At 63.8% G+C, this 13,570-nt stretch carries 14 protein-coding genes; 4 read left to right on the top strand and 10 right to left on the bottom strand.

Features of this window, described 5'->3' with window-relative positions; genetic code table 11:
* Positions 1-41: 41 nt before the first annotated feature.
* Positions 42-1,307 (bottom strand): Zn-dependent hydrolase, encoded by a 1,266-nt coding sequence (locus F4827_RS24090; RefSeq protein WP_183728368.1) that lies wholly within the window; start codon positions 1,305-1,307, stop codon positions 42-44.
* A 446-nt stretch (positions 1,308-1,753) separates the two neighbouring features.
* Here F4827_RS24090 and F4827_RS24095 point away from each other — a divergent pair, with 446 nt between their 5' ends.
* Complete coding sequence (locus tag F4827_RS24095; RefSeq protein WP_183728371.1) at positions 1,754-2,470, top strand: TetR/AcrR family transcriptional regulator; 717 nt, start codon at positions 1,754-1,756, stop codon at positions 2,468-2,470.
* Positions 2,471-2,483: 13 nt separating this feature from the next.
* Here F4827_RS24095 and F4827_RS24100 read toward each other — a convergent pair whose 3' ends face one another.
* Positions 2,484-2,966, bottom strand: a complete 483-nt coding sequence (locus F4827_RS24100) for an Lrp/AsnC family transcriptional regulator (protein ID WP_183728374.1) — start codon at positions 2,964-2,966, stop codon at positions 2,484-2,486.
* Between the two features lie 409 nt (positions 2,967-3,375).
* Between F4827_RS24100 and F4827_RS24105 the strand changes: the two genes are divergently transcribed.
* Positions 3,376-4,008 (top strand): LysE family translocator, encoded by a 633-nt coding sequence (locus F4827_RS24105; protein WP_183728377.1) that lies wholly within the window; start codon positions 3,376-3,378, stop codon positions 4,006-4,008.
* A gap of 43 nt (positions 4,009-4,051) precedes the next feature.
* Here F4827_RS24105 and F4827_RS24110 read toward each other — a convergent pair whose 3' ends face one another.
* Both F4827_RS24110 and F4827_RS24115 read right to left on the bottom strand, forming a co-directional pair.
* Complete coding sequence (locus tag F4827_RS24110) at positions 4,052-5,080, bottom strand: DUF2242 domain-containing protein (RefSeq protein WP_183728380.1); 1,029 nt, start codon at positions 5,078-5,080, stop codon at positions 4,052-4,054.
* A 391-nt stretch (positions 5,081-5,471) separates the two neighbouring features.
* Entirely contained in the window at positions 5,472-6,641 is a 1,170-nt protein-coding gene (locus tag F4827_RS24115; protein ID WP_183728383.1) for a branched-chain amino acid ABC transporter substrate-binding protein, read from the bottom strand.
* A 401-nt stretch (positions 6,642-7,042) separates the two neighbouring features.
* On the opposite strand from F4827_RS24115, the gene F4827_RS24120 reads away from it, so the two are divergent.
* Positions 7,043-7,714, top strand: coding sequence for a GntR family transcriptional regulator (locus tag F4827_RS24120; protein ID WP_183728386.1), 672 nt, complete (start codon positions 7,043-7,045; stop codon positions 7,712-7,714).
* Between the two features lie 91 nt (positions 7,715-7,805).
* Here the strand turns inward: F4827_RS24120 and F4827_RS24125 are convergent, their stop codons facing one another.
* Together F4827_RS24125 and F4827_RS24130 are read right to left on the bottom strand one after the other, a co-directional pair.
* Complete coding sequence (locus tag F4827_RS24125; RefSeq protein WP_183728389.1) at positions 7,806-9,161, bottom strand: APC family permease; 1,356 nt, start codon at positions 9,159-9,161, stop codon at positions 7,806-7,808.
* Positions 9,162-9,452: 291 nt separating this feature from the next.
* On the bottom strand, positions 9,453-10,283 hold the full coding sequence (locus F4827_RS24130) for a carbon-nitrogen hydrolase family protein (RefSeq protein WP_183728393.1): 831 nt from the start codon (positions 10,281-10,283) through the stop codon (positions 9,453-9,455).
* 156 nt (positions 10,284-10,439) lie between these two features.
* On the opposite strand from F4827_RS24130, the gene F4827_RS24135 reads away from it, so the two are divergent.
* A complete protein-coding gene (locus F4827_RS24135; protein WP_183728396.1) occupies positions 10,440-11,291 on the top strand; it encodes a helix-turn-helix transcriptional regulator in 852 nt (283 codons plus the stop codon).
* A gap of 28 nt (positions 11,292-11,319) precedes the next feature.
* Here the strand turns inward: F4827_RS24135 and F4827_RS35860 are convergent, their stop codons facing one another.
* The 4 genes from F4827_RS35860 to F4827_RS24150 all read right to left on the bottom strand — a co-directional run bounded on the left by F4827_RS35860 (position 11,320) and on the right by F4827_RS24150 (position 13,497).
* Positions 11,320-11,736 carry a rubredoxin gene (locus F4827_RS35860; protein WP_183728399.1) on the bottom strand — a complete coding sequence of 139 codons (417 nt, stop codon included), beginning with the start codon at positions 11,734-11,736 and terminating at the stop codon, positions 11,320-11,322.
* Between the two features lie 52 nt (positions 11,737-11,788).
* Positions 11,789-11,920: a hypothetical protein gene (locus tag F4827_RS35505; protein WP_260175410.1), complete on the bottom strand. Its 132-nt coding sequence runs from the start codon at positions 11,918-11,920 to the stop codon at positions 11,789-11,791.
* Positions 11,921-12,198: 278 nt separating this feature from the next.
* Complete coding sequence (locus F4827_RS24145; RefSeq protein WP_183728402.1) at positions 12,199-12,756, bottom strand: aromatic acid exporter family protein; 558 nt, start codon at positions 12,754-12,756, stop codon at positions 12,199-12,201.
* A 327-nt stretch (positions 12,757-13,083) separates the two neighbouring features.
* On the bottom strand, positions 13,084-13,497 hold the full coding sequence (locus tag F4827_RS24150) for a DoxX family protein (RefSeq protein ID WP_183728406.1): 414 nt from the start codon (positions 13,495-13,497) through the stop codon (positions 13,084-13,086).
* Positions 13,498-13,570 lie beyond the last annotated feature (73 nt).

The raw sequence follows: 13,570 nt of genomic DNA on the forward strand, positions 1-13,570 counted from the left end.
AACGGCTTTCTTATGGCTTTGCTGGTCTAGCTAACGAAAGATCAGCCCGGCTCGCTCGCGCGCTCCAGCATTGCATGCAGCAACACGTTCGCGCCGGCCTCGATCCATTGCTGGGTTGCGTCTTCGATCTCGTTGTGGCTGATGCCGTCGATGCACGGCACGAACACCATCGAGGTGGGCGCGACCGTCGCCAGATAGCAGGCGTCGTGGCCCGCGCCGGAAACGATGTCGCGATTCGAGTAGCCAAAGCGCTCGGCGGCGGCGCGCACGGATTTCACGCAGGCCTGGTCGAACGGCACCGGCGCGTAGTAGAAAATCTGTTCGACTTCGGCTTCCAGCTTGCCCTGCTCGACGATCCGAGCGATGCCTTCGCGCAACTCGGCATCCATTTGAGCGAGCACTTCATCGAGCGGATGGCGGAAGTCGACGGTGAAGAACACGCGGCCCGGAATCACGTTGCGGGAGTTCGGATGCACCTGCATCATGCCAACCGTCGCGCAGGCAAGCGGCGCGTGACGCAGGCCGATTTCGTTGACGAGTTGCACGACGCGCGAGGCGCCGAGCAACGCGTCGCGGCGTCGCGGCATCGGGGTCGGGCCCGCATGCGCTTCCTGACCGGTCAGGACAACTTCATACCAGCGCTGACCTTGTGCGTCGGTGACTACGCCAATCGTTTTGTTCTCGGCTTCGAGAATCGGGCCTTGTTCGATATGTAATTCGAAGGCCGCGTGAATCTTGCGGCCGCCGCACGGCAGATCGCCTGCGTAACCGATGCGCTTGAGTTCCTCTCCGATGGTCTTGCCGTCCACGTCCTTGCGCGACAGCCCGTAATCGAGGGTGAATACGCCCGCGAATACGCCGGACGCCACCATCGCGGGCGCGAAGCGCGAGCCTTCTTCGTTGGTCCAGATGACGGTTTCGATCGGGTGTTCGGTTTCGATGCCGTGATCGTTGAGCGAGCGGATCACTTCAAGACCGCCCAGCACGCCGTAGATGCCGTCGAACCGGCCGCCGGTGGGCTGCGAATCCGCATGCGAGCCGGTCATCACGGGCGGCAGATCGTTGTTGCGGCCCGCGCGGCGCATGAACACATTGCCCATCTGATCGACGCTCACCGTGCAGCCCGCTTCCTTTGCCCACTTCACGATCAGATCGCGGCCCTCTTTATCGAGGTCCGTGAGCGCGAGGCGGCACACGCCGCCTTTGGGCGTCGCGCCGATCTTCGCCATCTCCATCAGACTGTCCCAGAGTCGCTGGCCATTCACGTGAATCGCGGTGCTCAGCGCGGCTTCGCTTACTACGTTCATGCGGGCTCTCCTGTCAATGTTCGACTGGGCGTTGCGTCGCGAGGCGGTTTTTCATGGGGCCGCTGTGGGGTTCGCGACGGCGTTTGTGTTCATGAAGCGTGCATCGGTGCCATCGTCTGGGGCGTGTTGCGCAATCGCGGTGCATGCGCGCGACACTCATTCGGGGCAGTGAAATCCCGCTTGCCGAATCCTGTCCGATTGGACAGGTTGTAGGCTATAACTAAAGGGAATTCAATGCGGTAATACGAGCGAGAAGCGTGCCATCGATGTTGCAGTGCGCGAAAACGCCTGGGGCGCGCGGGCGCGGTACACAGGTTTACCCGCGCATTCGTCAAGAGTGCGAGCACATTGCCCGTGACGCGTGTCTACAATGAACCCGGCGTCGCGTTGGCCAACGCTTTGACCCACCGCCTTGCGATGCCTTTCTTTCCGAACGGACCGATGCCATGCGCGACGACGAAACCAGCACGCCAGCCGCGAATCTCGCACTGCGCCAAAGCGGGACTGCACGCGAGCAGCAGGACAGCGCGAAGAAGCCACGCCGCAAGGCGTCGATTCGCGCGTCGAACGAAACGCATCTGCTCGCGTGCGCGGAAGCCGTGTTCGCCGAGCGCGGCTTTGAAGGCGCGAGCACGGCTTTGATTGCCGAACGCGCGGGCCTGCCCAAAGCGAATCTGCATTACTACTTCCCAACCAAGCTTTCGCTTTACTGGCGCGTGCTGGACGATCTGTTCGAGGAGTGGAACGCAGCGGCCGATACCTTCGACGCGAGCGACGACCCCGTCGAGGCAATTGGCGGCTACGTGCGCGCGAAGATGGAACTGTCGCGGCGCAGGCCGCTAGGCTCGAAGGTGTGGGCCAACGAAATCATCAGCGGCGCGACTCATATGCAGGACATTCTTCTGAAGCGTGTGAAGCCATGGATGGAGTCGCGCGTGACGTTGATCGAGCGCTGGATCGCGGAGGGTCTGCTCGCGCCCGTCGAGCCCAGAACGTTGCTCTTCATGATCTGGGCCACCACGCAGCACTACGCGGATTTCGAAGCGCAGATTCGCGCGCTCGCGGGCAAGCGCGCATTGTCGGCGGCCAGCTTCGAGACCACGACGCAAGAAGTCGTCAAGATGATCCTGCGAGCGAGCGGGGCGCGCTCGCCCAACATATGATTCGGATGCCGAATCAAACCTGTATCGACGCTACATCCTTCATGCAGCGCAGCGCGAACATCGAACGGCTATGGCGAATGCTGGAGATGCGATAGAGCTTCTCGCGCAGGAAGCGTTCGTAGCCCGCCGTGCCATCCACGGCCACCTTGATCCAGTAATCGTATTCGCCGGAAACCAGATACGCCTCCAGCACTTCGGGCAGCGCCGCGAGCTCCGAGCCAAAGCGCGCGAGCGCGTCGTCCTCATGGCGATCGAGCGTGACTTCCAGAATCACGATATCGGCGAAACCGAGTTTGCGCTGGTTCACCAGCGCCACGTAGCCGTCGATATAACCGTCGGTTTCGAGCTGACGCGTGCGGTTCCAGCAGGCCGTGGTGGACATGCCGACCTGCTCGGCGAGTTCGGCGTTGGACAGACGCGCGTTCTGCTGCAGGGCGCGCAGGATCTTGCGGTCCTGGTTGTCGAGGGTTTTGGGCTGACGTTCGCGGGCGCTCATGGCAAAAAAGAATCGTGTACGGGGAAAGCCGATTTTAACGGAAGGATATTCCGGTTGAGGGCGGTTCTGGCTGGAAAACAGGAAGCAAATCCAGCCCCAATCCCGGTATATTTTTCACATGCCCTCTCGCCCGGCACGACCCACGCGGCCACCTCCCCGCGTCGGGGTGCGCCGCCGCAGCCACAAGCCGCGGTGGACCGTCTGAGCCGATCCTTCGCTGCATCCTGCGGCGGCCATCGGGCGCGGCGCGCGATTATCTCGCGGCCTGCGGCGTCCGATCGGGCGGATGGCATTGGAAACCGCGCTTTTGCGCGGTTTTTTGTTGCCGATTTTTTGTCGTTGTGCGGCTCGACCTCGCTCTAGCGGGCAGGCCGCTTCCATCCAAACGCCTTCGCCAGAATTCCCGGAAATGTCGCTCCAGCTGTATTTGTCCTTTCTCGCCGCCGCGCTGGTCCTCGTCTACACCCCCGGTCCCGTCAACGTGCTCACCATGAGCCAGGCGCTGCACGCCGGCTGGCGCCGCGCGCTCCCCTGCGTCTGGGGCGGTACGCTCGCGGTGCTGTTGCAACTCGTGCTGACGGCCTTGTGTCTGAATTCGCTGCTGCTCATCAGTGGGCACTCGCTCACTGTGTTGCGATGGGTCGGCGCGGCCTATCTGGTGTGGCTGGGCTGCAAGCAGTGGCGCAGCCGCACGCTGGGCGGCCCTGAAGAAAGCGATGCGGCGGAGCTGGCGCTCACTTCGCATCGCGATCTGTTCTGGCGAGGGTTCGCCACCTCGGGGCTCAATCCGAAGACGCTGCTGTTCTTTCCGTCGTTTTTTCCGCAATTCATCAGCGCCGATGCGGCGTGGGGCGCGAATCGCCAGTATCTGGTGCTGGCGGCGACCTTTGCGGTGCTGTTCGCGGGCGGCGTGGCGTCGATGGCGCTGTTTTCGCACCGGCTGCGCCATGTGCTGCAACGGCCGCGCCGTCTGCGCGCGGTCAATCGCCTGATGGGCAGCCTGCTGGTGGGGATGGGGGCGATGATGGCGGGGCTGCGCTAAGCCTGCTTTGCGCGATTCCCCGTGGCGCCGGGTGAGGTAAGCGTCAGGGGGCCTTGGCCGCCGCCGCTGGCGTGGCGCTCGAAGGGGCGGCGCTGGCCGCCGCGCTGGCGGGCAGTGCTGCCGAAGCCTGCGCAGCAGAAGCGGCCGCCGCCGCGGGCACGGCCGCAGTGCTCGGGCTAGCCGCACTCGCCGCGCTGGCCGCCGCCGCGACTGCGGCAGGCACAACCGGCGTCAGCAGCGTCGCCGTAGCGGGTGCAGCCACCGGCATGACCGCGTGCACGGCCTGACCGGTTTGCGCCGACGCAGTCGGCTGAATCGGCTGCATCGCGCCCAGCACCGGCGTGGCGGGCAGCGCGTCGTTATGAACCGCTGCTGCGCCAGTAAATGCAGCCGTCACCGCGGCAGCCGGCGAGGCCGACATACCCGGCGTCGCCACACCCGGCACGCCGCCATTGGCCAGCGCCGGGGACGGCTCCAGGCTCGGCGGCAGGGGGGTAATCTTGATCGCGCCGCTGCCCGGCACCGGCTCGCTCTTCGCAACGGTATTCAGATACTTGCCGACCAGATCGAAAAAGCGCGTATAGAACGCCCCCGACTGGATCGTCTCGCTCGACACCTTCACCATCTCATCGCTATTCGAGCGGATGGGCAGCGACACCGACCCCAGAATCGACAAACCCACACTCGCCGACGTGTCGCTCTTCTTGAGCGCATAGCCGTTCTGCACGGCGTTCACGTAGACCATGCTGGTGTTGGTCGCGTCGGCCACGGTACAGACCACGTGCACTTCCACGACGATGTGCTGGTCGCTCGTCGGCTGGAAGTTCTTGGTGGCGTCGACGGTGTCGTTGTGCGTCATCGTCGTCATGTAGCCCTGGCTTAGCAGCGCGCGGCGCGAGGCCTCGCAGGCATCGGCGCTCGCGTAGCTGAAGTTGCGCGAGAACTGGCTGGGCGCGCTGCTCAGCAACTGGTCGTCCTGAAACTGGTTGGAGGGCTTGGCCGACGAGCATGCGCCGAGGGCAGCAACCAGCGGAATCAGCAGGAATGGGGTAAGTCTGGAAAAACGGGGCATGTTCGGTGCAAACGGGACGGCGTTCGAGACTCAAACCACAATTAACGAACGACCGGCAAACCAGTGGACGGCATGCATTGTAGTTCGGTTCCGCTCCGCGCGACCGAATGCCCGTTTCCACCCGACCCTAAAAGCGCTCTAAGCCCCGCGCGACGGTGCTGCGCGACTTCGTGTCACGCTTGCCGGCAGCGCGCAAGAAATAGATGCAGAGCAAAAAAAAACGGGCTCCCGCGTGCGGCGAGAGCCCGTGTCAACCCGGCGCGCATATCGGCAGACGGAGAAGGTGCCTGCCGGTTTGCGCGCCGCAGCCGGGTACCGCCGGCTGTCCCGTGTCCGCCGCGCAGCCCGCCGGCGCGTGACGTGAGCGTTCACTTACTTTGCTGGCTCGCGCTTACTTCGTGCCGACCGTCGTGAGCGGCTGCCACTGGCCGTTGACGACCTTGTAGACGGTCACGCCGCCGTATTTCAGGTCGCCGTACTGGTCGTAGCCCAGTTCGTTGGTGGTCACGCCCTTCATCGCCGTGGTCTTGAGCGAAGCCAGGTAGATGTGCGGATCGGTCGAATTGGCTTTCTTCATCGCCGCGAACACCGCGCGCGTGCCGTCATAGGCGTACGGCGAGTACAGTTCGACCGGCTTGTTGAAGCGCTTCGAGTAACGCTCGACATAGCTCTTGCCGCCCGGCATCTGTTCGAGCGGGCTGCCGCCCGACGAAGCCAGCGCGCCCTCGGCGGCCGGACCTGCGATCTTGATCAGCTCGGCGGAATGGACCATGTCAGGGCCGATCAGCGTCGCCTTGATGGCGAGCGACTTCATCTGCTTGAGCATCGGTGCGGCCTGGGTGTCGGCGCCGCCGTAGAAGATCGCATCGACATCCGCCGATTTGATGTGGGTGAGGATCGAGCGGAAGTCGACCGCCTTGTCGTTGGTGAATTCCTGCGCGACCACCGTGCCGCCCGCCGCCTTCACGGATCTGGCGAATTCCTCGGCCACGCCCTGGCCATAGGCCGTGCGGTCATCGATCACGGCGAAGCGCTTGAACTTCAGATCCTTCACCACGTAAGCGCCCAGCACGCTGCCTTGCTGCGCATCCGAGGTGACGAGGCGGAAGGTGGTCGGCAAGCCCTGGCGCGTGTAGGCAGGCGCGGTGGCGGTGGCGATTTCGGGGATGCCGGCTTTGGCGTAGATCGGCGCGGCCGGGATGCTTGTGCCCGAGTTGAAGTGGCCGATCACGGCGGCGACGTTGTCGTCGACGAGCTTTTGCGCGACGGTCGTGCCGGTGCGCGGGTCGGCCTGATCGTCGTAGGCATCCAGCACGAAGTGCACGGGCTTGCCGCCGATGGTCGGGTTGGTGGCGTTTTCGTCCTCGATCGCCATTTCCACGCCGCTGCGGAAGTCCGCGCCATAGTGAGCCTGGCCGCCGGTGAGCGGCGCGGCGAAGCCGATCTTCACCTCGTTGGTCTGGGCGAACGCGCCGGCGCTCCAGAGACCGGCCAGCGCGGCGATCAGCACAGGTGCGCGAAGCGTCAGGTTGCGGTTATTGCCTGGGTTGTTGCGTGCCATCTTGGTTCTCTCCTCTGCGTTCTACGTTTTTCATGGGCGCAAGCGGGCTCGCACCGCGTGCCAACGCGCGGCGTGCCTGATGCGCAGGGGTGAATCGACTGGAGCCCGGTCAAATGGATCCAAAAAATCCAGCGCTAAGACCCTTAACCCGTTGCGCCCGCAACGGTCTCGGTCGGCCCGGACGGATACGCTAAAATTGTTTGTTTTTTCAGACGTTTACAACATCCCATAGGGTCTCCGGACAAGGATGCAGCAACAATGAAGGACTGTTTGACGGATACAAGCCGTCAACGTTCGTATCCATATCTGACTGGATTGTATCCAATTCTGGCAGACGAAAAAAACGACGACAAGATTTTTTCGTCGGCCTACGCTCGGCCGGCCATAACGCTCACGAACACATGACGACAGTGCAGGGCAAGGAAGACCAACGATCGCTGCCTCAAACCATCCGCGACCAGCTGCGCGACGAGATCCTGCGCGGCGTGCTGCCGCCGGGGGCGCAGCTGCGCCAGGAGGGGCTGGCGGAGCGCTTCGGCGCGAGCCGCATTCCCGTGCGCGAGGCGCTTCGCCAGCTCGAAGCCGAAGGCCTCGTGAGCTATCAGCTCAACCGCGGCGCGGTGGTGATGGCGATGTCCACGCGCGAGATCTGCGAACTGCTCGATATCCGCGCGGCGCTGGAAACGTACGCCGCTAAGCTGGCGGTGCCCAACATGGTGGCCGCCGACATCGACGTGATGAAGCGCATCCTCGCCGCGTATGACGCGGCCACGTCGGCCGCCGAATGGGCCGAGTGCAACCGCCAGTTCCACCTCGCGCTGTGCGCGCCCGCCAATAACGCGCGGCTGCGCAAGATGATCGAGGAATATTGTCTGAGCACGACAAACCGCTATCCGCATCTGCGCATGTCGCTCGATACGGAAAAAGGCGACGTGCAGCGCGATCACTACGAGATCGTCGACGCCTGCAAGCGGCGCGCGGTGGACGAGGTGGTCGCGCTGATCGAGCGGCATATTCTCGATACCAAACGCGAAGTGATGGCCGCGGCGCGGCTGGCGGGGTTATCCGACTGAACGCGTATTGATTGCGCGCACAACGAAAAACGGCGGGCGCCCCTTGCGGGACGCTCGCCGTTTGTTCTTGCCTGTTTGAGAAGCGAGCTGCTTACACAGCCATTTCCGGCGGCGCGCGGCGGAAGCAGCGCGTGATCCAGCCGAGGTAGGCCAGACCCAGCACGAACCAGATCACGCCCAGCACGATCGCGGTCTTTTCGAGGCTGCACAGCAGCCAGATGTCGGTGACCGCGCCGATCAGCGGGAACACGAGGCCCCCCATGAAGCCGAAGCCGCGCGAGCCCGCTGCACCGCTGAAGTACTGGCGGATCACGCACAGGTTCACCGACGTGAACGCGAGGAACGCGCCGAAGTTGATGAACGACGTAGAGGTGGCGACGTCGAGTTTCAGTGCGATCAGACCGACGACACCGGCGATGGCGATATTGATCGCGGGCGTGCGGTAGCGCGGGTGAATGTAGCCGAAGATCGACTTGGGCAGCACTTCGTCGCGGCCCATGGCGTAGAGCAGACGGCCCACGCTTGCCTGCGCCGAGATACCCGAAGCGAACTGCGCGAGGATCAGGCCAGCCAGGAAGATCGTCACGAAAATGTCGCCGCCCACCTTGCGGGCGATTTCGAATGCAGCCGAATCCGCATCCTTGAACACGGCGCCCGGATGCGCGAGTTGCAGCGTGTACGCGGCGATCACGAAGATCGCGCCGCCTACCAGCGCGATCAGCACGATGGCGCGCGGGATGGTCTTTTCAGGCTCGATGGTTTCTTCGGTCAGCGTCGAGACAGCGTCGAAGCCAAGGTACGAGTAAGCCGCGATCGCAGCGCCCGCCATGGTGGCCGACAGCGGCACGTGCGGCTGGAAGAACGGCTGGGCGGCGATCAGACCGCCAGGACCGGCAGCCGCCGATGCGTAGTGGCAGCACAGCACCACGAACATGGCGCAGATCGCGAGCTGCACGACCATCAGCACGATGTTGAAACGCGCGGCCAGTTCGATGCCGAGCACGTTCAGACCGCTGGTGAGCACGATGAACGCGACGATCCAGATCCACGCGGGCACGCTCGGAAACGCCGCGCCCAGATAGGCCGCGCCGATCAGCCAGATCACCATTGGCAGGAAGAAGTAGTCGAGCAGCGTGGCCCAGCCGATCATGAAGCCTATATGCGCGTTGAAGCTCTTGCGCGTGTAGGTGTAGGCGGAACCTGCGACCGGGAACAGACGCGCGAGCTTGCCGTAGCTCAGCGCCGTGAAGACGATGGCGACGAGGGCGATCAGGTAAGCGAGCGCCGCCGTGTCCTGGCTTGCGCCGGCGAGCACGCCGTAGGTGCCGTAGACGATCAGCGGGGCCATGTAGGCGAGGCCGAACAGCAACACGGACGGCAGGCCGAGCGTGCGCTTGAGATGCGGTTCTCGTGCGCCGCTCGCGGCGGGCGGTGAGGATGGCTTCATGATGCAGTTGTCTCCAAAGTGCTGCGGGTGTGGATTGCGCAGGCTCGCGCAGCCCTGCCGTGCGGCAAAGGCCTGCGAACCCTGAGGCAAACTTGCGGCGCGCATTCTCCCTCGCGTTGCGCGCCAGATATTTCAATTCGACTTCGCGATTCGTTTTGGTGTCCGAATCACTGGATGTTGCTTGACTGAGCCACGCCGGCCTGTCGATTCATGCAACGGGCGGCGCGGTCATTGGTAAAAAATACTGCGATTCAGGGTGATCTTGCGCGGATCAACGCGGATCAGCGTGGATCAACGCGCACGCGGACGGATATTGAGCGAACGCCGTCCTTGCGCGTCGTTCTCGTCGACGAGATTGAGCGCGATGCGCGCGTCGTGCAGATAGCTGTAGTGCTCGCGGCTTTGCGCGAGCAGCGCGCGGTCCACGGTCACGGGCAGTACGGCGTCTTCGTTCTTCAGCTCGGCCAGCACGTCGCCGAACGGGCTCACGAGCGCCGATTCGCCGGGGAACGTGAGGTTGTCGTCGCCATCGCCGATACGGTTCACGAGCGCGGCGAACATCTGGTTTTCCTGCGCGCGCGCGACGATGGCGCGGCGGTGAACCGGACCGAACGGGTCCATATTGCCGTTGGTGACGACCAGCATTTCCGCGCCCAGCGAGCCGACCGCACGCGCGGATTCGGGAAACTCGATGTCGTAGCAGATCAGCAGACCGACGGTCATGCCCTTGAATTCACAGACTTCGAAGCGATCGCCCGGCGTGAACACGCCGACGTCCGTGGCCCACAGGTGCGTTTTGCGATAGCGCAGGGCGATCTCGCCGCGCTCGTCGATCAGCACCGTGGTGTTGTAGAAGCGCTCGCCGTCGCGCTCGGCGAGGCCTACGGCGACGGCCATATTAGCGGCGCGCGCGGCGTCTCGCACGGCGCAAAGCGACGGGCCGGACAGCGTCTCGGCGATATCGCGCACGTTCTCGCGCGTGGGGAAACCGGTCAGGGTGGCTTCGGGAAAGACCATCAGGTCGGTGCCCTCGCGGCGCTGGCCGATGACCTCAAGCGTGCGCGCCAGATTGGACGCGACGTTGCCATCGATGAGGGGTATTTGCGCGAGTTCGAGTTGCATGCTTGTCTCCAGATTGCATCCGTCTTGCCGGCTCGCGGGCGGTGTTGCTTCGATGCTGCCCATTTATTCGGCCGCGCGAGTCCCTATAGCGGCTATTATCACCACGTTATTTTTGTCCAGGAATTACCCAGCAGGGTTACCCTGATCGGAGGAACCATGGAACCCGACTGGCAGGACCGCGCGTTCCATCATCACATCGCGACGCTGATCGACGCCCTCGACGGCCCCGATTTCTGGACGCGCACGACGCGCGTGATCGAACGCTTCGCTGCCTTCGACAACTGGGTCGCGCTGGTCTTCATACGCGATCGCGCACCGCTCGTCTGCGCCGAGTCGCCGATGCCCGACGGCACCGTGGATCTCTTGTTCCGCGCGTATCTGGAGGGGATGTACCAGCTCGATCCGTTCTATATCAACGCCTGCGAAAGACCGCGCGCGGGCCTCGTCACGCTTGCCGAAGTGGCGCCCGATAATTTCCGCATGACGGACTACTATCAGCGCTACTTCAAGAGCAACATCATCGGCGACGAAGTGCAGTTCAACGTGCCGTTCGATGCGCAGCGCACGCTGATTTTCTCGCTGGGTGCAAAGCACCATTACACGGAGCGCGATATTGCGCAGTTTGCGATGTTCGCGCCGTGGGTGATCGCGCTGATGCGCCAACGCCTGGCGTACGAACCGCTGATCGCGAACGAGGTGATGGCGGACGTGCCGCAATCGGAAGCGGTGGAGCCGGGCGCGCTGGCGGCGCTGCGCGAGGCGGACAGTGCGGGGCGTTTCGAGGCGGTCACGCAGCAGAACGGGCGCACGCCGCTCACGGCGCGCGAAATCGAAGTGGTGCGGCAGAGCTTGTCGGGTTTTTCGACGCGCGCGATTGCCGAAAGGCTCGAAATTTCGTTCGAGACCGTCCGTGCGCACAAAAAGCACATCTACGCCAAGCTTGGCGTGAGTTCGCAGTCGGAGCTGTTCGCGCTGTTCTACGAACCGCACGCACGCGAGGGAGGCTAAAGTCCGCGCCCCGCGTTCGCGCGCGTGATCAGAACTCGACGAGCGCGAAGTCTTCCTTGCCCACGTCGCATAGCGGGCAGCGCCAGTCTTCGGGCACGTCGGCCCAGCGCGTGCCGGGCGCGAGACCATCGTCGGGCGCGCCTGCTGCCTCGTCGTAGACCCACCCGCAGATCACGCAGACCCACTGCTTGAAAGCTGTGTCTTCGGCAGCCGCTTTGGCGGATTCCGATGCAGGCATTGGCGCTGCCGGCGCTTCGGGCGGTGTATCGAGCGCGACGACGAGCGGCGCCGACGTGCTTTCGCGTGCCGCGAGCTTCGTCTGCAGCGTGTCGAGCAGCGCAGCGGCTTCCTCGGCGGTGAGGTCGATCCAGTACGGATCGCCTGCGCCGTCGTTCAGACGCTCGGGAGAGAACTGGATTTCGAGGGCGACGCCTTTCTTGTACATAAGCGAAAAAACAGGTGTTCAGGCGTCCCGCGCGGCTCGTTGCTCAGTCCGCTTAAACGAAAAGGCGGAGCACCAGCGAGGCCGCGATGCCGCCGAAAGCGATCAGCGCAAGCATTTGCAGCAGCGAAATGGTCTTGCGCTGCGCGGCGTTGGTGGCGGGGACAGATTGACGGGTCGTATTCATGGCGTGCGGCGTCGCGAAAAGCGTGTCGTGGGATCTCGTGCGCCCGGATTGGCGCGACCGCGGAGTGTCGCACGATTTCGTGTCGGCAGGGGGCGTTTGCACGCCGCCCGTGCGCTACCGCCGCACCCGGCGATGCCTTTGCGAGCGACCGGACCGGATATCGCCGCATGGCGTGCGCCATTATCGCCGCGATTGCGCAGATCATTGCGCAGCGAGCGGAGATGGATTATTTCGCGAGGGTTGAGAGCGACAAAAAGCGCCGTATCCTGCGCGCACGGCTACCCACGCAACCACCGCCGCTCCACAAACGAAGCCACCCAGCAAACCGGCAGCGCGCAGGCCATGCCGATGGCCACTTCCGCTACCCGGAACAGCGCGACATCCCACACGGACCCGCGGGTGGGCACGAGCAGCACGATGGTCGTTGTGATGGCGCCCAGCCGCGCGGCCGTGCTCACGCGCAGACACCAGCACGCCATGATCACCACGGCCACCGCCGCGAGATACGCGGGGATGTTCTGGGCGCCCAGCGTCGCCGCTGCGAACCCGACGATGCCGCCCGCGATCGCGCCGATGAACTGGTCGCGCGACTGCGTGAGCGTATCGGCGTAATCGTGCTGGGTGACGGCGATCGCCGTGATCGCGGCCCAGAACGCCTGTTCGGTATGCAGCGCGCGGCCAATCGTGTACGCGAGTCCCGCGCCGCACACGGCGCGCAAGGCCATCAATGCGCCTTGCGCGGCGCGGCTCTTCAGCGGCAGGCGCTTGAGTGCGGCCAGCGCCGATTGCTGAAGAGACGTGAGGTAAGCGTAGAGATTGTCTTGCGGGTCGTGCATCGTCAAAAGGCGTCTGAAAGCGGGATCGAAAACAAGGCGCGTGCATCGCATTGTTCGCAATCGACACGCGCAGTCAGGCCGCCAAGGATAGCAAGTCCATGTGCCAGACCCGATCTCGACGGCCATCGGCAAGAGCTCGCGCACTAGCATGGACGGTTCCTCCTCGTGCCGGGTTTTGTCCGCACTGATCGTCGCATGCACATGCATCGAAGCAAATTCGGCCAAATGGCATAGGCCATTCGGCCGAGTCTACAAAAGCGAAAAGGCGCGATACCGTTACGGTCATCGCGCCTTTCTTTGCCACGCTCACGGGGAGCGCGGCAGTGCTTACTTCCGGTCGATCGAGAACTTGCCGGGACCCGTCACGGCGAGGGCCAGCAGCCCGCCCGCGATGCTGACGTTCTTGTAGAAGTTGATCATGTTCGCCATCTGGTCCGCGCCGGTCATGTTCCAGAAGTGATGGCCAATGATCGCGGTGGCGATGGTGTAGAGCGCCAGCAGCACGGCAAGCGGGCGCGTATAGAAGCCCACTACGATCAGGATGCCAACCACGAATTCCATCACGACTGCAATGACCGCCGAAATCATCGGCGCGGGCGCGCCCACGTGCGCCATGTAACCGACCGTGCCGGAAAAGCCGGTGATCTTGGACCAGCCGAACAGCACGAACAGGGCGGCAAGCAGGATACGCGAGACCAGCAGGACGACATCGTTGCTCTGGCCAAAGAGGTTGTAGCGCATGGTGTTTCTCCAGGATATTTTGCTGGCAGGCGCGTTGTCAGACGCGTTGCCGGTGTGTTTAAACAGTTGCAGC

This window comes from Paraburkholderia bannensis (assembly GCF_014200455.1).
Taxonomy (GTDB): Bacteria; Pseudomonadota; Gammaproteobacteria; order Burkholderiales; family Burkholderiaceae; genus Paraburkholderia; species Paraburkholderia bannensis_A.